Here is a 19,957-nt window from a genome sequence, read left to right on the forward strand (position 1 = left end):
TAAACATATGTCCAATTAAAAGCCTGCCGGTTAATTCCCCGCAACTGCTTATTTGGCTTTGAAAAAGCGAAAAAGGTACACCTGAGGGGTTTATTGTGTTAATAGTCGTAATAGGCATGGTTTCTGCTTTAATCATGAGTGGTTTTGAATTTTTACGACCTAATTAACAGAATCTGTATTCAGGAATCGCTTATGAATGTTGATAAGAACAGAATATCGAGAAGAAATTTTCTGAAGGGACTCGGGGTCGGCAGCGCGGCCGTGCTCCTGCCTGCGGGAAATGCTGCTGCATCCGGACAGAGTGAGGAATTGTGTACTCTGCTTGATCTTTCGAAGTGCGTGGGCTGCGGAGAATGTGTGGCGGCCTGCGGTGAGGCCAACGGTGCCAAGTACCCGGAACCCAGGAAGCCGTTTCCGGTTATGCATCCGGTTTCGCGGGCAAAGGTGGAGGACTGGTCCGACAGGCGCGATGTTGATGATCGGCTGACTCCCTACAACTGGCTGTATATCCAGAGTGCGGAAGTTGAATACAACGGCGAAACGCACGAAATTAATATTCCCCGCCGCTGCCTGCACTGCCGTAATGCTCCCTGCGCGAATCTCTGTCCATGGGGCGCGGCAGCAAAGCAGGAAAACGGGATTGTCCGGATTTTCGATAACGTGTGTCTGGGCGGAGCCAAGTGTCGTTCGGTCTGTCCGTGGCACATTCCGCAACGGCAGACCGGCGTAGGACTTTACCTGCGTCTGCTTCCGAATTTTGCGGGTAACGGAGTCATGTACAAGTGTGACCGCTGTTACAACCGCATCGCTGACGGCAAGATCCCGGCCTGCATAGAAGCCTGTCCGGAGAATGTGCAGAGCATCGGCCCGCGCAGCGAGATTCTGGCGCGAGCCCACGAACTGGCTGAAAAGAACAACTGGTTCATATACGGGGAGGAGGAAAACGGCGGAACCAACACCATCTATGTTTCCCCGGTTCCATTCGATCTTCTGGACAAGGCGGTTGATAAGGGGCCCGGAAGGCCGGGACTTGGAACAGTGCCGGACTCCATGGCCGATGAGGAAAAGCTGGCCTATGCTGCCGGAGTGGCTCCATTTGCCGGGGTTGCCGCAGCCCTGATCAAGGCCGGTAACTACCTTTCTTCTGCAGGGAGGAAGGATAATGAATAACAGAATCGCCGTTCTCTGCTTCAAGATCACCCTGTTTTTCATGGCCCTTACCGGCGCTGCCCAGATGCCCATTTTCAAGCGGTATTACATTGCCGATCTGCCGGGATTGGGTTGGCTGGCCGATTTTTATCTGACCAACAAGCTGCACTATATTTTTGCTGCAGTGCTCCTTTATCTGTCATTTTACCTGGCTGTAGGGTTCATTGCCCGGAACAGGGGTGTTTCCCGGATTACTGCATCGGGAATCTGGCGGGTTCTCCTTTATCTGGCCGTGTTTATCACCGGCGGATTGAGGGTTCTGAAGAACCTGCCGGACATCACATTTGATCCCTATTTCGTTATGCTTTTTGACTGGACCCATCTCGGGTCGGCGATTCTGCTCGGAATCGTATCCATGGTTTTCTTTTTTTCGGGCAGGAAGAGTTACGAGGCGCCTGCCAGAAATATTCCTGCCGGTAATTCCGATCCGGCCGGATGATTGCGAACCGTATCCGGGGCGGTCGCGGGCCGTCCCGGTCATTTATAACGTATGGAGGGTGGAGATGAGAATCATGCGGAACTCGATACTGCTGCTGGCGGCGGTTGTGTTCCTGGCGGTACCGGCATTTGCTGCCGGTGACACTGCTCCCGGCCGGGAGATGGCCCGTCAGGCGATGAAGGGCAAGGAACTCTGGATTACAGCCGATCATTCCAAGTTCGATGCATTGAAGCAACCTTTTGCAAGCGGGCCGGAAGTGACCAAGGCCTGCCTGACCTGCCACACCGAGGCGGGACATCAGTTTCACAAGACCATTCACTGGACCTGGCTTGATCCGAGAGCCGAAAAGGAACTCAAGGTCGGTAAGGGCGGTCTGGTGGTCAACAATTTCTGCATCAACATCCAATCAAACGAGCCTCGCTGTACTTCCTGCCACGCAGGGTACGGATGGAAGAACAAGGATTTCGATTTCGAATCGCAGGAAAAGATAGACTGTCTTGTCTGTCATGAACAGACCGGAACCTATAAGAAGTTTCCTGCCGGGGCCGGTAATCCCGCACCTCCTCCGGGTATGAAGTTCAAGGGCAACGGAAAGTACTATGCCGCGCCGGATTGGAACAAGGTGTCTCAGTCCGTGGGCAGACCCACCCGCAAGAACTGCGGAACCTGTCACTTCTTCGGAGGTGGCGGAGACGGCGTGAAGCACGGAGACCTCGATTCCTCAATGCTCAAGCCTGCCAAGACTCTGGACGTTCACATGGGGCTGGACGGACAGAATTTTACCTGTACCCGCTGCCATTCCACTGTCCGGCATGATATTGCAGGGCGTATCTATTCCACTCCGGCGGCGACTGAACGCAAGTCGCTGCTTGAGGATGACCTCGGTTCCAAGATTATGTGTGAATCCTGCCACAGCGCCAGACCCCACAAGAGCGAACTGGGTATGAAGCTCAATGACCATACCGACAAGGTCGCTTGTCAGAGTTGCCATATTCCCACTTTCGCACGTGTTCTGCCTACCAAGATGTGGTGGGACTGGTCCAAGGCCGGAAAGAAGAAGGACGGCAAGCCTTACGTGGTGAAGGATGACATGGGCAAGCCGGTTTACATGACCAAGAAGGGTGAAATGCGCTGGGAAAAGAATGTGGTGCCGGAATACTACTGGTTCAACGGGACCATAGACACCATTACCGCGCGCACCGTAATCGACCCATCCAAGCCTGTACGTGTCTCCATGCCTGTGGGCAGCATTGGCGACAGGCGTTCGCGGATCATGCCTTTCAAGGTCCATCGCGGCAGGACTCCCTACGACAAGGTTAACAAGAACATGATCATTCCTCACCTGTTCGGCAAGGACGATGCCGCATACTGGAAGGGGTATGACTGGACCAAGGCCGCAGAGGCCGGAATGAAGTACGCAGGGCTGCCGTTCAGCGGTGAAGTCGGTTTCGTGGACACCGAATATGTCTACCCGACCACCCACATGGTAGCGCCCAAGGACGATGCCCTGGCCTGTGAGGAATGTCACAGCAAGAACGGTCGCCTTGCCAAGATGACCTGTTTCTACATGCCGGGACGTGATTCTTCATCCGTTGTCGATGCCGGAGGATGGTTCATAGTGCTGGCATCAGCCGTAGGCGTGGTGCTGCATGCCCTGGGACGCATTTTCATGAAGGGACGCAAGGAGGACTAGCCATGACCGGACACAACATGAAGAAGATTTATCTGTATTCCCGTTTTGAACGTTTCTGGCACTGGACTCAGGCTGCCCTGATCATTCTGCTTATGATAACCGGACTGGAAGTGCACGGAGTCTATGAACTGTTCGGGTTCGAACGGGCTGTGGACCTGCATAACACGCTGGGCATAAGCTGGCTTGTGCTCTTCGTCTTCATCATATTCTGGCTGCTTACCACCGGGGAGTGGAAGCAGTATGTTCCTACTTCCAGAAAGCTGTTCGAAGTCGCCAGGTATTATGCCTCCGGCATCTTCAAGGGAGAAGAGCATCCCGTGCGCAAGAGTCAGGATGCAAAGCACAATCCCTTGCAGCGTCTGGTTTACCTCGGGCTGTCGGCTGTTCTGCTGCCTTTGCAGATGGTTACCGGGCTGCTGTATTGGACCTACAATGACTGGGCGGCATACGGGCTTGGTTTCTTAAGCCTGCAGACCGTGGCGGTGATCCATACCGCCTGTGCCTACGCTCTTCTGGCCTTCCTGATAGTTCATATTTATATGACTACCACCGGTCATTCGGTAACGGCACATATTGCGGCCATGTTCAGCGGCTGGGAAGAAGTTCCGGAAGACTACAAGGCCGAGGACTGGGAAGTCCACGAAAAGGGATGAGATAGGTTTTTAAAAAAAATATAGAAAAAGGCCCCGGAAGTTTAACTTTCCGGGGCTTTTCTGTCTGGTTGTGATCAGGCGTTTATGTGGAGCAGCTTGGTCAGTTTTGCAAGCAGATCAGGCTTGCAGTTGAGATCTTCGGTCTGTTCCAGAAACTGTCTGCGCTGGGCAAAACGGTCTTTTAGGGTCTGGATATAGTCGGACCGGTTGTCCACATTTTCCGGGTTGTAGGTGTCGTAGTAGCCGGGAATGATTTTTTCCATGCAGTTGCGTTTTGGAATCTGGGCTCCCGGCAGCAGTGCCCAATCTTCCCATTCCAGTTGGTCGGTAAGGATCATTGACTGCAGGGTAAGAGAGGTTTGCAGCGGGATGGGGTTGAGGTCGCTGTCTGAAGATTTCCAGAAACCTATGGAGTTGAAGCTGTAGCCGTGTGCTCCGCTGTCGAATACATCGGCGAAGGCTTTAACGTCCTTCCAGAGTTCGTAAACCCTGAATGGGTTGGCGAAGGGGATGAATACAAGCTTCTTGAGTTCCTCTTCGGATACGTTTTCCGCCATGTTTCTCTTGGTCATGAGGGCTGCACCCATCGCCACCGCCAGGAAAGTGTCGGTAAAGCGGATTATGGGGGGCAGACATGTGTCTTTCATGAGCCAGCACAGGGAGTCCGGGAATGTGCAGCGGTTTACGTATTCACCCAGAACGTCGCGGTCAATGAGCGCACGTCCGTTGGGGTTGCGGATGTCCTGTCCCAGAGGAACGATTTTTCCGTCGATTTCCAGCATGGCATGGTTCATGAGCGAGACCATGTATTCCCAGTCGGGATTGCCCAGGGGGCGGGAATCGGTCTTGTCGAAAAGTGTGGGTTCCCATGCGCGGCAGACCCGGTTTTCGATGTCGATCTGGAAGGCGTCATCGTGCAGGACCTGCTTGCTGAATCCTTCGGGCAGGGTGCCGCCGTTGTCGTGGGAGTTGGTATGGGAAGATTTGCCTGTTCCGGAAAGTCCGAAGAAGGCAATGGATTTTCTGCCGAGCTTTTTGCTTTCCTCGTCCTTGCAGGAGGTGAAATCAATCTCCTTAATGCCGCCGTGGCAGGCTGCCATGCCGACACGTATTCCGGATGTCCAGGCCAGGGTTAGTGTTCCCTTTTTGCGTTCGCCGAAATAGCGCATGCCGAAATTGTAGATGACGTTGCATTCTTCATCCACGAGAGCCAACTGGGGAAATCCCTGATTGTGGTAGAACGGATCGTCATTGCGCCAGAGGTTGTCGCCGATGATGATAATGTCCTGAATGGGGAGACCGGTACTTTTTGCGTATTCTTCAGCCAGTTCATCAAAGGGGGTGAAGTTGACCAGCCAGTTGAATATGTTGGCTGCATCGTCTTCGCCGCCGAGGATGGTGGCTTTGATCATCAGGTCCTTGTCCAGTCCGACAACAGCTTCTGCCTTGATGAGCGGGCGTTTCTGCATGTCGGAAATGGCTTCACGCAGGTCGGCGAGGACTTTGCGCTGATCCGGGCCGCTCAAGCGGTTGTAGAATCTGCGGGCCATGGCGGTGCGCCCGACAATCTTGCCCTGGCAGTTGTTGAGAAGTTTCGCCCCCTCGGGGAGACCCAGACGCTTAGCTGCCTTGGGGTATACCAACTGGTCTGTTTCGGTTACGTCCCACTGTTTTCTGGCAAGTTCGTATGCCTCGGCCGCATTGATTTTACGAACCCGCCTGTCGACAAGCAGGGTTTCCGCAATGGCACGCAGAGGCGGAATTTTGGAAAGATCGTCTTTGTAGAATTCATAGGTTGACTGACTGGCCACTTTTTCCTCCAAAGATAATGTAAGTCAAACGATCCTGCAGGACCGTCCCTGATTGACTTGTTTCTGATTGTTTGAATTTACAGGCCGTTAAAAAAAGGAGAAGTGCCGATAAATATCGCTCCTTGCTTTACGCATTCCCTGTCGGAGCAAAATTTAACACCAATGTCGGCTGTTCGCCATTTTTTAAACGGCCTGTAACTCTATTTGCGCTAAAAAGCCACTACTCATTTCTCCGTTTATCAACAAACGGAATTCCCTGGTGAGCAGTTCCCTGATGACTTGCGCAAATATCCCCGCAATGCATTTTCAAATGCCTTCCCTGTTGAGATGGCAGTAATGAAAAAGGCGCATTCTCGTAGCGAGAATGCGCCTTTCCATATTAATATCTTTTAACGGTTTTCTGCCCGGTCGCCTTTTTCATGCGTACCCCGGGCGCAACTGTACGTTTGCTCCCACAGGGTTTCATTCGAATATCAGGCTTGAGCATAATAATCGCTGATTCCTTACATAGCCAGAACTGACCAGAGCACACCGGCTGCAACAGCGGAACCAAGAACCCCGGCTACGTTGGGGGCCATGGCGTGCATGAGCAGGAAGTTGTGCGGGTCTTCATTTCTGGCAATAGTCTGGACAACCCTGGCCGAGTCAGGAACAGCCGAAACTCCGGCGGCTCCGACCAGCGGGTTGATTTTTGTTTTCAGGAACACGTTCATCAACTTGGCAAAGAGCACGCCGCTTGCTGTGGCAACACAGAAGGAAGCTGCACCAAGCCCGAAGATCAGCAGACTGTCCGGAGTAAGGAAGGTCTGTGCCTGGGTGGAGGCGCCGACCGAGAAGCCGAGCAGTATGGTTACCGAGTCGATGAGCGCGGTACGTGCCGTTTCGGCAAGGCGTTCGGTTACGCCCGATTCCTTGAGCAGGTTTCCGAAGAAGAGCATACCCACCAGAGCCAGTGACCCTGGAGCGATCAGTGCGGTAATAATGAACCCGCCTACCGGGAAAAGAATCTTTTCACGGGTGCTGACCTGACGGGGGGCTGCCATGCGGATAAGCCGTTCTTCCTTGCTGGTGAGCAGTTTCATGATCGGCGGCTGGATAACAGGAACCAGTGCCATGTATGAATATGCCGCGATGGCGATTGCACCCAGAAGGTGCGGTGCCAGCTTGGAGGAAAGGAATATGGCCGTGGGGCCGTCCGCTCCGCCGATAATACCGATGGAAGCTGCTTCAGACGGTGTGAATCCCAGGTACAGGGCTCCGATGAGGGTTATGAAAATACCCATCTGGGCGGCCGCACCGAGCAGAATCAGTTTCGGGTTGGAGAGCATGCACGAAAAATCGGTCATAGCTCCGATACCAAGGAAGATCAGCGGGGGGAAAACACCTTTGCTGACCCCGAAGTATATATAGTAGAGAACACTGCCGTCATCGTAGACGCTAAGCGGCATCCCGGCGATGACCGGGATGTTGCCCACGATGGCCCCGAAGCCGATAGGCAGCAAGAGCAGCGGTTCGTAATCCTTTACAATAGCCAGGGCTATGAAAATGATACCGATGACAATCATAATGAAGTTGCCAAAGGTCATTGATGCAAAGCCTGTTGTGTTAAAAAAGTGCAGTAGTATGTCCATAACGTCTGTCTAGCCCTTGTTTTTGTGCAGATATGCCACTGCAGCCGCCACAATTTCGGCTTCAGACGGCCCGCTTTTTACCGCCGGGGCGGGAGCCTTGGCCACCGGCCCGTGGTGATGGGCCGAAGGCGGGACGATCCTGTTCAACAATGCGGCGATACTGGGCAACAGTGCAATGTAGACGCTTATCATGATCAAAGCCACGAACACGATGCTCATGCCCGTTATGGAAAGCGACATACCGTTTCCGGCGACCACGTTGTCCCAGCTAAACAACACCTGTTGCATTGGAATCTCCTTTTGCGTTTAGTGTTGGCGAAGCTAGACGGTCATCTGCGCCAGAGGCTGGCCCTGCTGCACCTGGTCTCCCGCTGTTACAGCGAAAGAGGTGACGGTGCCGGACTTGTGCGCCTTGACTTCCATTTCCATCTTCATGGCTTCCATCACCACGATGGTCTGGCCTTCCTGCACTGCGGAGCCGGGTTCCACTGCCAGGCGGATGATGAGTCCGGGCATGGGAGCTGCCACAGGTTCTGTGGCCCCTGCCGGTGCAGCCGGAGCATTGGAGGCCGTAGCGGCTCCATCTCCTGCGCCCACGTTGAAGGACTTGCCGTTGACAGTTGCGGTGGAGCCGTCCACGTTAACAGTATAGGATTTTCCGTCCACTGTTACATTGACGGTTCCGGAGCCGGAACCACCGCCGACTGTGGCACCGAGCTTTTTGAGCTGCTCTGCTTCAACATCCTTTTTATAGCGGATGCCGATGCGAGCGTTGCCCTTAAGATAGGTGACACCCTTGTCTTTGCAGGCAGCGACAATGAAGATATTCTCATCGGTGAGTTCGAAACCTTCTTTTTCGCATATTTCGCGGGCAACACCCAGACCCTTGGTCGGGTCGGCGTCGTTGATTTCAAGGGGAGTCTTGGTTGTCGGTTCCAGTCCGAGCTGTTCGGAAGCGAGTTTAACCACTTCCGCGTCGGGGGATACCGGGGTCTTACCGAAATACCCGAGAACCATTTTGCCGTATCCGTCAGCAAATTTTTTCCAGGGTCCGAACATGACGTTGTTGAACGCCTGCTGGAAATAGAACTGGGAAACGGGGGTAACCGATGTTCCGAATCCACCCTTGCGCACTACTTCACTCATGGCCCGGATGATTTCGGGATACCTGTCCATGAGGCCGTTGTCCCTGAGCATCTGGGTGTTCGCGGTGAGAGCTCCGCCGGGCATGGGGCTGAACGGTATCATGGGGTCAACCTGGGTGGCCTCGGGTGGCAGGAAGTAGTCTTTCATGCAATCGCGGAAGACGTCTTCTGCTTTTATAATCTTGTCGATATCGACATCGATTGTGTAATCGGTGCCGCGCAGGATATGCCACATGGTCACTATGTCGGTCTGGCAGGTTCCGCCTGAAGCGGGTGCCATGGAAAGGTCGATGGCATCCGCACCGGCTTCAATGGCCGACATATAGCAGAGTCCGCCGATCCCTGCTGTTTCGTGGGTGTGGAAGTTAAGCATTACATCAGCGGGCAGCATTTTTTTGGCCCGCTTGATGGTTTCGTGAACTTTGGCCGGAGTGGATGTTCCTGAGGCATCCTTGAAACAGACGGAATCAAAAGGGATTCCGGCGTCCAGAATCTGGCGCAGAGTCTTTTCGTAAAAAGCAGCATCATGTGCTCCGGAGCATCCCGGAGGCAGTTCCATCATGGAAACCACAACCTGGTGTTTAAGACCTGCGTCTACAATACACTGGCCGCTGTAGATCAGGTTGTTGACGTCGTTCAGGGCGTCGAAGTTGCGGATTGTGGTTATTCCATGCTTGGCAAAAAGGTCGGCATGGGCCTTGATGACGTCGCTGGGCTGGGATTCGAGACCGACTACGTTGACACCGCGAGCGAGTGTCTGGAGATCCGCGTCGGGTCCTGCCGTCTCCCTGAACCTGTCCATCATTTCAAAGGCATCTTCATTGGAATAGAAATAGAGGGCCTGGAACCGTGCACCCCCGCCAGCTTCAAACCAGTCGATTCCTGCTTCCCTAGCCGCTGCAACGGCAGGCATGAAATCATCGGTTTTGACCCTGGCTCCGTATACGGACTGGAAACCGTCACGAAAGGCAGTACACATGAACCTAATCTTTTTCTTGGCCACTTCCCCTCCCTATGGTTTGAGAATGTAGGCATGACTGTAGACAGAACAGTTTACAGTTCCACATTCGCGTTAAACCCAAATTTTTTAAAGGAAACCAGTATGTTACGAGAACTTTTCGTCTAGCCAGATATTAAAGTGAGGCAATGTGACGAGCTGAAAGTTTTTACGTGATAGCACAATGCTCTGACAATTTCAGCAAAAAAGAGTGGCTTAGAAAAAATTAGTACGATACACTTAGAAATTTGACTCATTGAGGATAACGACAGCGGTTGGATTTCTCGTCTACCGTTTCTAAATGTTGGGTAACATGCTGCATTTGTGAAATTTTTATTTTTTAGTTTTATGCTGCCCCGGACTGCTTTCGCATGCTGTAGACGGTGTCTCATTTTTGAGCTTTGACAAGGTACATCGTTAAAAAGTTCACAAATGAATTATGTGCTGTGCGAAAAACAACATTTTTGAAGGTTCTGATTCCGGGGATTAACATTTTTGTTTCCAATGTGTACTTTTCTTGCGATAGCGAACAAAAACCGACTTAAAATGTAGCTAATTGCGAAAAATTGAAATTGAATTTTTCGAGGACTGACGATTTTGCCGTCAAAAAATTTAAAATATATGGGAAATGGAATTTGATGAAAAAGAATGGCTGTGGGCGCGCACTCCTGGAGATGGTGGGACCACAAAAAGAGCTCCGCCAAAAAGCAGATTCCTGAAAATCGGGAATGAATGCTTTTGGGCGGAGGAGTTATTCTGAGTTGTATTGAATCGATGTTTTTTCTAACAGTTTGTTTTTAAAGTTTTTTACAACTTTTGTAGAGGAAGGTCTTTTCCCTTCTTTTCAGAGCAGGATGAGTCTGTACAACTTCCTGCTCCTGAGCAGTTGCACCCGCATCCGCATGTTGACCCGGATTTTCCGAACCACTTCCAGCCCAGAAATACGGCAGCCGCACCAATCAATAAAAAAACAATTAAGTCCTGCATATTATTTGTCCTCAATGAGATAGAATGTCATTTTCAATAGGTAGATATTAGTTCCTTCTCTTCAGATGTCAAGACGCGCAGGTCTGATATTGGGTGGCGGTCATAATCAGTCTTTTGTGCTTACGCAGCCATGAAAGTTTTATGAGGCATTTCCATTTGGAAAAACTGCCAGACTGACTCATAATCAATATACACGATATTCGGTCACCCGAAAAAAGGCCGAGGCTTTACCGTTGCAACAGAGTCCCCGGCCTGTTTGTCGTTTTGCATATTTCGGAGTTGCCCGGAAATCGTATTCAGGCTGTAAAGCTCTGCAGCAGGCCGATTATCTTGTTAACCTGCTCCGGAAATCTCTGCAGCAGGGTATGGCAGGCAATGTAGGTTGCGACAAGGAATGCGGCAAATCCGCTCCATACAACAACATCGAAAATAACGGGTACTGTTTTTTCAATAAGTCTTTTTTTGCGCATTTTTTTCCTCCTTGCCAAGGAAAAGCAACTCGTGTGCCAGTGTATATTAAGATGTATAACAAATTAATTTTTAAGCATAATTTTTGTTCACAGAGGATCATAGCAAAGGGTGGTGTCAAATTGCTGACCGTGAAATATTCTAATTAAGAAGCAGGTAGAATGAGTGCAGGAACAGCATTAATACGGTTAAGGGTGCTGGATGGGAAAAGGTAATTCGTTCGGCTATCTCCGCGGCATTAATCGGTTATGCCAGTCTCAGCCGCTAAATAGATGGTCTTGACATGAACTATGGGGTGCTATAATTCTAAAAAATGTATGCAGTAAGGGCTGCTGTAAAATTAAAAAAGGTTCTTGGATCGCAATGCCGTCTGTCTTCCGTCCACAGTCGAGAACCGGTAAATAACAGCAATATGTATGCTGCGTATGCAACGCATCAGATTTCCAGAGATTGGGTTGCGGGGCGGTTTTCAGTAATAGACTCCGGTTGATAAGCCGAGGCAAGACTGTTTCAGTCGGGGCTGAGCAGTGCCGCAGGCCGTGTATGCGAGTATCGGATTACGGCGGATGTAAAGGTTAAAGCAGAGTAATAAAAAGGGGTTGCGGGTATGCATATTTCGGAAGGTGTTCTTTCCATTCCTGTCCTTGCAAGCGGGGCTGCCGTTGCACTGGTGGGAACTGTCATCGGACTTAAAAAGCTGGATTCGGAAAAGCTTGTTTCCGTGGCCCTGCTTTCATCTGTATTCTTTGTAGCATCGCTCATACATGTTCCGATAGGTCCGTCCAGCGCGCACCTTATTCTCAGCGGCCTCATGGGACTTCTGCTGGGCTGGGCGGCTTTCCCGGCAATTATGATCGGGCTGCTTCTGCAGGCCATCCTATTCCAGTTCGGCGGGCTTACGGTTCTTGGAGTTAATACCACCACAATGGCTCTTCCGGCCGTGGCCTGTCATTACATTTTCCGCCCGTTGCTGAACAAACCGGGCGCAGGCATGAGCATGGGGGCTTTTCTCTGCGGAGCATTGTCCATTGCCATGTCTTCCGTGCTTACCGCTCTGGCTCTTTCCTTTACCGACGAAAGCTTCATTTCCGTGGCCAAGCTCATTATTTACGGGCATATTCCCATCATGATCATTGAGGGCTTCATTTGCGCGTTTGCTTACGGATTCCTCCAGAAAGTAAGGCCGGAAATTCTGCTTATCAGTCAGGAAATATAACCGGCAGCACATTCGGGCACTGCAGGCCGGAGCATAAGTTCAGAGTGCAAAATAAAAGGCTGAAATTCACGCATGTTGAAATGCGTTGAGTTTCAGCCTTTTTTATTACAATACGGCGCTGGATCATTTCTTCCCGCTATTAATGGCCGGGCGAGATCCGTTTTTGTTCTGGTAATCAGATAACCTTCATCTTTTCCCACCGACCGCTTCTGAACCTGAAGTAAAATATCAGGCTGAGTACCAGCACATAGGCGGTGAAAATTGACCAGAGGAAATGGTCGTCCCATCCGAATACTTCCACTCCCAGATAGCATGGAATAACCATCAGGACCACGCAGAACAAGCCTACCGATTTCATGATGAAAACAACATCTCCAGCACCCTTGAGCGCCCCGGAGTATACAAGGGCCAGCCCGTCGAACAGAATGTATGCCGCCATGAAAAGCAGGTAGACACGGCCGTGTTGCAGAACTTCGGAAAACTGGGCGTTGTTCAGCTCGTGAGGACGGAACAGCGAGATGAGCGTGTCCGGGATGAGCATGTACATGCAGCCCATGAGCAGCATCCATATGCAGGCAATGTGAAAGGCGCATTTGGTAGCTCTGCGGGCATAGTCCGGTCTTCCCTGGCCCACAGCCTGTCCCACAAGCGTGCTTACCCCCACGGCCAGCCCGTATGCCGGGAAGAAGGAAACTCCGTCAATTGAAAGCGCGATATTGCTTGCGGCCAGAACAATGGTTCCGAGCCGTCCGACCATGTAAACAAAGAACGTCACCGCGAAAATATCCAGAAAGAACTGGAGTCCGTTGGATAAACCGAATTTGATGAAACGGACTGAAAATTCCCAGTCGAATCTCCACTGGCTCCTTGTTTTGTATGTGGCTTCGTTTGCCTTGCTGAAAATAAGCGGCAGGTAGATCAGTACGATCAGGCTCCATGAAGTAACCGTGGCTATCCCTGCCCCTCTTATGCCCATTTCAGGGAATATCCCTATTCCGTAGATCAGCGCGTAATCAAGCGGGATGTTAACAGCGGCCCCGATCATGTTCACGATCATTACTGTTCTGGTCAGCCCCCTGCCGGAATAGAAACCCGAAAGAGTTGTATCCAGCAGCGGCAGTCCGGCTCCGAGCATGAGTATTCTGAAATACTGTATCTCAAGTTCCAGTACTTCCGGGGGATGGCCGCCGCTTTTCAGCACCGGGGTAAGTGCATATGCAAGGGAGGCCAGCACAACCCACCCTCCAAGTGAGAAGTAAAGTCCCTGCCAGAGGCTTACCGCTACTTTGTCCGGTCTGGCTGCTCCTGTATACTGGGCGATAAATACATTAATATAACTGGCCACTCCCATAAAAAAGGAGATGAACAGGAAGGCCATTATGCCGGCAGGGAGTGCTGCGGCAATTGCCTCCACAGAGTAACGTCCGAGAAATATGCGGTCCGTAACCTGCATGATTGTGGTTGATGCCATGCTTACGGCAAGGGGCATGCTTATTTTGAGCACATCTCTGTAGCCGAAGGGTTGATTCCATAGGGAAGAGGGCATTTGTATTAGCTCCGTGATATCCGGGTATGGTTGAATGGTGTATAAATAGATATGTTCAGATTACGAAAAAGGAAGAACTGCCCTTTGCCTGATGATGAAAAGAAACGTTTTAACTATTATTTTTAATTATGCAACAAAAAAGCCGCTTCCGGTAAATCCCGGAAGCGGCTTTTGACGGTCAAATTATCAGCGACTATTTAACTGCGTCCTTGAGAAACTTTCCGGGGGTGAATTTTACTCCGCGGGATGCGGGGATCTGGATGGACTCGCCGGTCTGGGGATTGCGGCCGGTGCGGGCGGAACGCTCTACGGTCTTGAATGTGCCGAATCCTGTAAGGGTAACGTTGCCTTCTTCCTTGAGGCCGTCTTCGATTGCTCCAAGAACTCCTTCAAGGGCGGCGGTAGCGTCTTTTGCGCTCAGATCCAGTTTTTCCCGGATTTTTTTGACAAGAACAGTCTTACTCATAATTAACTCCTTCAAAGTGATTTTGTCCGCAGTCGCGGCAGAATATCCGTCCCCTCAGATGGCCCTACACCAGATGTAAAGAAAAAGCCATAGTCAAAGACAAATCTTAACTTGGTGACGTAATGTTCAAACTAGAAATACATTGCCGGAATATCCTTCCGCGTCATACAAGGGACAGTACAAATTCAGGTCGGAGGTCGCGGAGTACAGGCAACAGCAGGATATTGTCAAGCTGAAAACATCTTTAACGGTCAAAATGTCCTACAGTCAAGGCTTCCTGATGTATAGATGGGGGTGAGAGAGTATTTTTTTTAATCTTTTTTTCAACTGTCGGTGTTGACTTCTCATCTCCCTGTCTTAATTTAAGCCTGCCTCCCGATGGGAGCCCGGGCCTGCTGCAATACGCAGGCTTTTGAAATTTAAAAGTCTGATCCGCCGAATGTCGCGGATTACTTACTATTATCACAAAAAGTTATTCTATCTTGGAGGAATCATGAATCTCAAGCCGTTACAGGATCGTGTACTTATCAAGCGTCTGGAATCCGAACAGAAAACCGCCGGTGGCATTATCATTCCCGACTCCGCCAAAGAAAAACCCATGAAAGGTGAAGTTGTTGCCGCAGGTCCCGGCAAGGACAAAGTTGCCATGACCGTCAAGGCCGGAGACATCGTTCTCTTCGCCAAATATGCCGGAAACGAACTCAAGATCGATGCAGACGAATACATCATCATGCGCGAAGAAGAAATTCTCGCCATCGTTGAATAATCAGCACATCCGTTAAAACTCATTTTTTCTATTCAGGAGAATCAATAAAAATGGCTAAAACTATCGAATTCGATGTAACTGCACGTGACCGCCTCAAAAAAGGCGTGGATACTCTTGCTGAAGCAGTAAAAGTAACCCTCGGACCCAAAGGCCGCAACGTTGTTATCGAAAAATCCTGGGGCGCTCCCACCATCACCAAAGACGGTGTTACCGTTGCCAAGGAAATCGACCTTGATGACAAATTCGAAAACATGGGCGCTCAGATGGTCAAGGAAGTCGCTTCCAAGACCAACGACATCGCCGGTGACGGTACCACCACTGCTACCGTTCTGGCTCAGTCCATCTTTGCGGAAGGCGTAAAGCTCGTTGCCGCCGGACGTAACCCCATGTCCATCAAACGCGGTATCGACAGCGCTGTTGCAGCCATTGTCGAAGAACTCGGTAATCTCGCCAAACCCACCCGCGATAAAGCTGAAATCGCACAGGTAGGCACCATTTCCGCCAACAGCGATTCCACCATCGGCGAAATCCTCGCCGAAGCCATGGACAAAGTCGGCAAGGAAGGCGTCATCACCGTTGAAGAAGCAAAGTCCATGAAGACCGAACTGGACGTTGTTGAAGGTATGCAGTTCGACCGCGGATATCTTTCCCCCTACTTCGCTACCGATACCGACAAGATGGTCTGCGAATTTGACGATCCCATGATCCTGCTCTGCGAAAAGAAAGTTTCCAGCATGAAGGATCTTCTGCCCATTCTTGAACAGGTTCTTAAAATGTCCCGTCCCCTGCTCATCGTTGCGGAAGACGTGGACGGCGAAGCCCTGGCAACTCTCGTTGTCAACAGACTGCGCGCCAACCTGAATGTCTGCGCCATCAAGGCTCCCGGCTTCGGTGACCGCCGCAAGGAAATGCTTAAGGACATCGCAACCCTGACCGGTGCAACCGTTGTTTCCGATGACATCGGCCTGTCCCTTGACGCCATGACCGTTGAAGGTCTGGGTACTGCCAAGCGTGTTCGCATCGACAAGGAAAACACCGTAATCGTAGACGGTGCAGGTTCCCCCGATGAAATCAAGGGCCGTGTAAAGCAGATCGAAGCTCAGATCGCCGATTCCTCCTCCGATTACGATCGCGAAAAACTTCAGGAACGTCTTGCCAAGCTCGTTGGCGGTGTTGCCGTAATCAAAGTCGGTGCAGCCACCGAAGTTGAAATGAAGGAAAAGAAAGCCCGCGTGGAAGATGCTCTCAACGCTACCCGCGCAGCTGTTGAAGAAGGCATCGTCGCCGGTGGTGGTACCGCTCTGGTTCGTTGCGCCAAAGTCCTCGACAACGTCAAGGCCGGAAACGATGACGAAATGGCCGGTATCAACATCATCCGCCGCGCTGCCCAGCAGCCCCTGCGCATGATCGCCGAAAACGCAGGCTTCGAAGGTTCCGTAGTAGTAGAAAAGGTTGCCGAGGGCACCGACGGATTCGGCTTCAACGCCGGAACCGGTGTTTACGAAGACCTCATCAAAGCCGGTGTCATCGACCCCAAAAAGGTTACCCGCATCGCTCTCCAGAACGCAGCTTCCGTTTCCGGACTGCTCCTGACCACCGAATGCGCAATCTCCGACGCCGTTGAAGAAGACGACGAATAAGTCGTTTTCAGTACAGGTAATTTAAAAGTCCCCCGAAAGCAGATGCTTTCGGGGGACTTTTTCATGTCAGGGATTCCAAAGGGTCGCGGACATCGCTGCTCTCCATATCCCTAAGACTCGAAGAAGACTTCTCGCCTAAGGGCTAGTGGGCCTTTGGCCGCCGGAGGCGAAGTCAAATTATCAAGAGCGCGAGGCGCATCAAATAATTACCCGAACCGCTGATCAGTCTTGACCAGTTCGTAATCCAGCAGGGTGGTTTCCGGGCAGATGGCGGCGATCATTTTTACCGGGCTCATGTACAGCCCTGACCAGTCGAAGGTCATCTTGATTGTGCGTTCGTTTATTTCCTGAAACTCTGCCAGAGTAGGCCGTATGTCTTTTTCCCGGACCTTTTTCTTGGTTGTGTGGGATACAATGTAACTCTCGGAATTAGCGAACTCTCGCACGGCTTCCATCTTTGCCGCAGCCTGTTCCGGGGCGCAGGTAAAGGTCAGGGTGTAATCCTCAATCCATGGCTGAACCTGCTTTTTGGACAGGGTCAGGGGATCGGCTCCGATGACTTTGATGCCTATTGGCATCTGCCTGTTGAGTTTTTCCACTAGTTCAGGAGCTGAAATTTTTGTCCGCAGCATAACATTCAACCATTCTTTGAGGCTTTCCACTCCGACAGGAAGAGCCTTGCCGAAGGAGAGTCGCGGCATGGGATGGAATCCTTGCGAAAAGCTCAGGTCAAGCTCAGCCCGGCGCATGGCCCGCTCAAGAACCGGCTGGAGGTCCAGCTGCGAGAGGTAGGATGCTGTTCCGGTTTTGGTGTACCAGAGCCTGTACTGGCAGCCCTTTGCTCCTAGATCCGGTTTTTCAGCCTGTACGAAGGACGGCACCTCTCCGGTCTGGTCTCTGCTTTCGAAAACAACCTTGGGACGGATCTCTTTTTCCGCGGCCTGCTTTTTGAGCAGAGATTCGTGGCCTTCAAAGCTGCAGACTCCGCAGTTGCGGCATGCTTCGTAGCGGCAGTCGCCGGTGATTTTTTCCGCATAACCACGGTTGCGCTCGGTGAGCAGAAATTTTTTGCTTACCCCGCAGGAAAGGTGATCCCAGGGCAGGCGCGCATCAATGTCGCGGGGGCCGGTGTATTCTTCCGGGGTCAATCCTTCCTCTTTCATGGCGTCAAGATACGGCTCAAGGTCGAGATGATCTTTCCAACTGGAGAAGAGAGCACCCTTGCGGTAGGCCTTTTCTATTACAGGAGCGAGTCTGCGGTCTCCGCGGGAGAAGATGCCTTCAAGAAAGGTCATGCGTGGAATGTGGGATTTCAGCTTTATGCGCTTTTCGCCGTTGAATCTGGCGCGCAGGTGGTCGAGGCGTTCGTATATTTCTTCAAGGCTGATCTGGCGTTCCCATTGGAAAGGAGTGTGCGGCTTGGGCACGAAGGGGGATACCGCTGCGGTGATGTTCAGTTTCTTGATGTGTTTCCCGGCCACGTCACGGACCTTGACGCAAAGGTCGAGAATTGCATCGAGGTCTTCGAATGTTTCCGTGGGCAGGCCGATCATGAAGTAGAGTTTGATGTTCTGCCAGCCGTTGTTGTAAAGCATCAGCGCGTGGTCCAGCAGGGCTTCCTCGGTTATGCCCTTGTTGATCACATCACGCATGCGTTGGCTGCCGGCTTCAGGGGCAAGGGTCGCACCGGTCCGGCGGATGGTCGCTATGCGTTCCATTATCGGTTCGGAGAGAGATCCTACTCGCAGGGAAGGCAGGGATATGGAAATCTGCTGTGCGGCGCAGTAGTCGAAGCTCTTGGCAAAGAGCGTATCCAGAGCTGAATAGTCGCCGGTGCTGAGCGAGAGGAATGAGGTTTCCTCGTAGCCGGTCCTGTCCAGTGCGTCCATGAGGGTGGAGGTGAGCGTTTCCGGGGTGCGTTCACGCACCGGGCGGTAGATTATCCCGGCCTGGCAGAAGCGGCATCCTCTGGTGCACCCTCTGGCTATCTCCATGGTCAACCGGTCGTGAATGGCCTGACCGTATGGCACGATCTGGTCTTTGGGAAAGGGGATGGGCTCAAAGTCCGCAACCACGGACTTTTCAACAAAGAAATCTCCGGGATCGGCAGGATCGAAAAATTCCGGGACATATATTCCGGGCAGGTCCGCAAGGGCTTCGAGTCCGGCCTTTCTGCCCAGTCCCTTTTCCTTGCAGTCGGCGATTACTTCCATGACCCTGATGATGGATTCCTCGCCGTCCCCCAGCATGACCGCATCAAAAAACGGGGCCACGGGTTCGGCGTTGAAACAGGCTCCTCCGCCGCCAATGACAAGCGGACAGTCATCATCACGGTCTGCCGCGTTAAGCGGAATACCGCCCAGATCCAGCATGAACAGCACGTTGGTATAGCATAGTTCATGGGTCAGGCTTATGCCCAGCACATCGACATCCTTAAGCGGAGTATCGCTTTCCATTGTGGCCAGCGTTTCTCCGTGTTCGCGCATAATTGCCGCTGTTTCCTCGCAGGGCACATAGGCCCGTTCCGCGTAGAACTCATCGCGCGTGTTTACGATTTCGTAGAGTATCTTCTGTCCCAGGTAGGACATGCCGATCTCATAGAGGTCCGGAAAGCCGAGGGCCAGATGTGCCCGGACTTTTGCCGGATCCTTGTGAACGGTTCCCCATTCCGAACCTAAGTATCTGGTCGGGCGGGGCAGGAGAGGAAGCAGTTTTTTCAAGAGTCGAACCCTGGATATTTTAGTGTTTAAGAAAAAAAAGGGCCGTTTCCGGCCCAGATGATATTATTTTTTGAGCAGCTTGGAAATGTCGGAAACATTTCCTCCGCCCATGGAGCCGCCGAGTCCGCCAAGACCGCCGGAAGGAGCGGAAAGAGTCAGGTTGCTGGCTGCTTCGAGATATTTGGTGGAAATATCTTCGGGACAGTTCTTGTAAGTATAGATGATGTGGCGTCCGTCAATTTCGCCTTCGATGTCGTTATCGAAGGGATAGCCGAAGGGCAGGATCATCATCTGTACGCCCTGCTGAGAAGGGACGGTCTGCAGTACTGCGGGATCATTTATCTTGTTGTTGGCTTCGTCCCATTTACCGATGACCATGTCACCGTTGATCAGTTTGAAAAGTTTTACATCGTAGCCCATTGCATACTCCTTGAAGATTAGGTCGCTTTAATAAAAATAAACCGGAAGAGTTTTGTGGAATCTTTTCCGGTTTACGTTGTCGTCTGGTCCAACTGGTGAGAAGTAGTTCCTGGTCGGTGGTGTGTCAAGATTCAATACGTGCTGATTTGA

General features: G+C 51.7%; 16 protein-coding genes. 7 read left to right on the forward strand and 9 right to left on the reverse strand.

Annotated features, from left to right (window positions below):
- Positions 1–192: 192 nt before the first annotated feature.
- The 4 genes from ACKU4E_RS18385 (at position 193) to ACKU4E_RS18400 (ending at position 3,994) form a co-directional block, all read left to right on the forward strand.
- The gene (locus ACKU4E_RS18385; RefSeq protein ID WP_320172518.1) at positions 193–1,170 is read left to right on the forward strand and encodes a 4Fe-4S dicluster domain-containing protein; all 978 of its coding nucleotides are present in this window, start codon (positions 193–195) and stop codon (positions 1,168–1,170) included.
- On the forward strand, positions 1,163–1,648 hold the full coding sequence (locus tag ACKU4E_RS18390; RefSeq protein WP_320172519.1) for an iron-sulfur cluster-binding protein: 486 nt from the start codon (positions 1,163–1,165) through the stop codon (positions 1,646–1,648). Before ACKU4E_RS18385 ends, ACKU4E_RS18390 begins: the two co-directional genes overlap by 8 nt.
- A 64-nt stretch (positions 1,649–1,712) precedes the next feature.
- On the forward strand, positions 1,713–3,341 hold the full coding sequence (locus ACKU4E_RS18395) for a tetrathionate reductase family octaheme c-type cytochrome (protein WP_320172520.1): 1,629 nt from the start codon (positions 1,713–1,715) through the stop codon (positions 3,339–3,341).
- A gap of 2 nt (positions 3,342–3,343) precedes the next feature.
- A complete protein-coding gene (locus ACKU4E_RS18400; RefSeq protein WP_320172521.1) occupies positions 3,344–3,994 on the forward strand; it encodes a cytochrome b/b6 domain-containing protein in 651 nt (216 codons plus the stop codon).
- A gap of 74 nt (positions 3,995–4,068) precedes the next feature.
- Here ACKU4E_RS18400 and ACKU4E_RS18405 read toward each other — a convergent pair whose 3' ends face one another.
- From ACKU4E_RS18405 to ACKU4E_RS18425, 5 genes are all read right to left on the reverse strand, one after another.
- On the reverse strand, positions 4,069–5,805 hold the full coding sequence (locus tag ACKU4E_RS18405; RefSeq protein WP_320172522.1) for a phosphoenolpyruvate carboxykinase: 1,737 nt from the start codon (positions 5,803–5,805) through the stop codon (positions 4,069–4,071).
- Positions 5,806–6,308: 503 nt separating this feature from the next.
- Positions 6,309–7,391, reverse strand: a complete 1,083-nt coding sequence (locus tag ACKU4E_RS18410; RefSeq protein WP_320172523.1) for a sodium ion-translocating decarboxylase subunit beta — start codon at positions 7,389–7,391, stop codon at positions 6,309–6,311.
- Between the two features lie 54 nt (positions 7,392–7,445).
- The gene (locus ACKU4E_RS18415) at positions 7,446–7,724 is read right to left on the reverse strand and encodes an OadG family protein (RefSeq protein WP_320172524.1); all 279 of its coding nucleotides are present in this window, start codon (positions 7,722–7,724) and stop codon (positions 7,446–7,448) included.
- 33 nt (positions 7,725–7,757) lie between these two features.
- Entirely contained in the window at positions 7,758–9,584 is a 1,827-nt protein-coding gene (locus ACKU4E_RS18420; RefSeq protein ID WP_320172525.1) for a biotin/lipoyl-containing protein, read from the reverse strand.
- Between the two features lie 1,277 nt (positions 9,585–10,861).
- The gene (locus ACKU4E_RS18425; protein ID WP_320172527.1) at positions 10,862–11,035 is read right to left on the reverse strand and encodes a hypothetical protein; all 174 of its coding nucleotides are present in this window, start codon (positions 11,033–11,035) and stop codon (positions 10,862–10,864) included.
- Positions 11,036–11,640: 605 nt separating this feature from the next.
- Between ACKU4E_RS18425 and cbiM the strand changes: the two genes are divergently transcribed.
- Complete coding sequence (cbiM, locus tag ACKU4E_RS18430; RefSeq protein ID WP_320172528.1) at positions 11,641–12,249, forward strand: cobalt transporter CbiM; 609 nt, start codon at positions 11,641–11,643, stop codon at positions 12,247–12,249.
- 175 nt (positions 12,250–12,424) lie between these two features.
- On the opposite strand, the gene ACKU4E_RS18435 is transcribed toward cbiM, so the two are convergent.
- Entirely contained in the window at positions 12,425–13,795 is a 1,371-nt protein-coding gene (locus ACKU4E_RS18435; protein WP_320172529.1) for an MATE family efflux transporter, read from the reverse strand.
- Between the two features lie 193 nt (positions 13,796–13,988).
- Entirely contained in the window at positions 13,989–14,261 is a 273-nt protein-coding gene (locus tag ACKU4E_RS18440; RefSeq protein ID WP_320172530.1) for an HU family DNA-binding protein, read from the reverse strand.
- 493 nt (positions 14,262–14,754) lie between these two features.
- Between ACKU4E_RS18440 and ACKU4E_RS18445 the strand changes: the two genes are divergently transcribed.
- Together ACKU4E_RS18445 and groL are read left to right on the forward strand one after the other, a co-directional pair.
- Entirely contained in the window at positions 14,755–15,027 is a 273-nt protein-coding gene (locus tag ACKU4E_RS18445) for a co-chaperone GroES (protein ID WP_320172531.1), read from the forward strand.
- 50 nt (positions 15,028–15,077) lie between these two features.
- Positions 15,078–16,667 carry a chaperonin GroEL gene (gene groL, locus ACKU4E_RS18450; protein ID WP_320172532.1) on the forward strand — a complete coding sequence of 530 codons (1,590 nt, stop codon included), beginning with the start codon at positions 15,078–15,080 and terminating at the stop codon, positions 16,665–16,667.
- Positions 16,668–16,873: 206 nt separating this feature from the next.
- Here the strand turns inward: groL and ACKU4E_RS18455 are convergent, their stop codons facing one another.
- Together ACKU4E_RS18455 and ACKU4E_RS18460 are read right to left on the reverse strand one after the other, a co-directional pair.
- Positions 16,874–19,387: a TIGR03960 family B12-binding radical SAM protein gene (locus ACKU4E_RS18455; protein ID WP_320172533.1), complete on the reverse strand. Its 2,514-nt coding sequence runs from the start codon at positions 19,385–19,387 to the stop codon at positions 16,874–16,876.
- A 63-nt stretch (positions 19,388–19,450) separates the two neighbouring features.
- Positions 19,451–19,807 carry a hypothetical protein gene (locus tag ACKU4E_RS18460; RefSeq protein ID WP_320172534.1) on the reverse strand — a complete coding sequence of 119 codons (357 nt, stop codon included), beginning with the start codon at positions 19,805–19,807 and terminating at the stop codon, positions 19,451–19,453.
- Positions 19,808–19,957: the final 150 nt, after the last annotated feature.

This window comes from Maridesulfovibrio sp. (genome assembly GCF_963677005.1).
Classification (GTDB): Bacteria; Desulfobacterota; Desulfovibrionia; order Desulfovibrionales; family Desulfovibrionaceae; genus Maridesulfovibrio.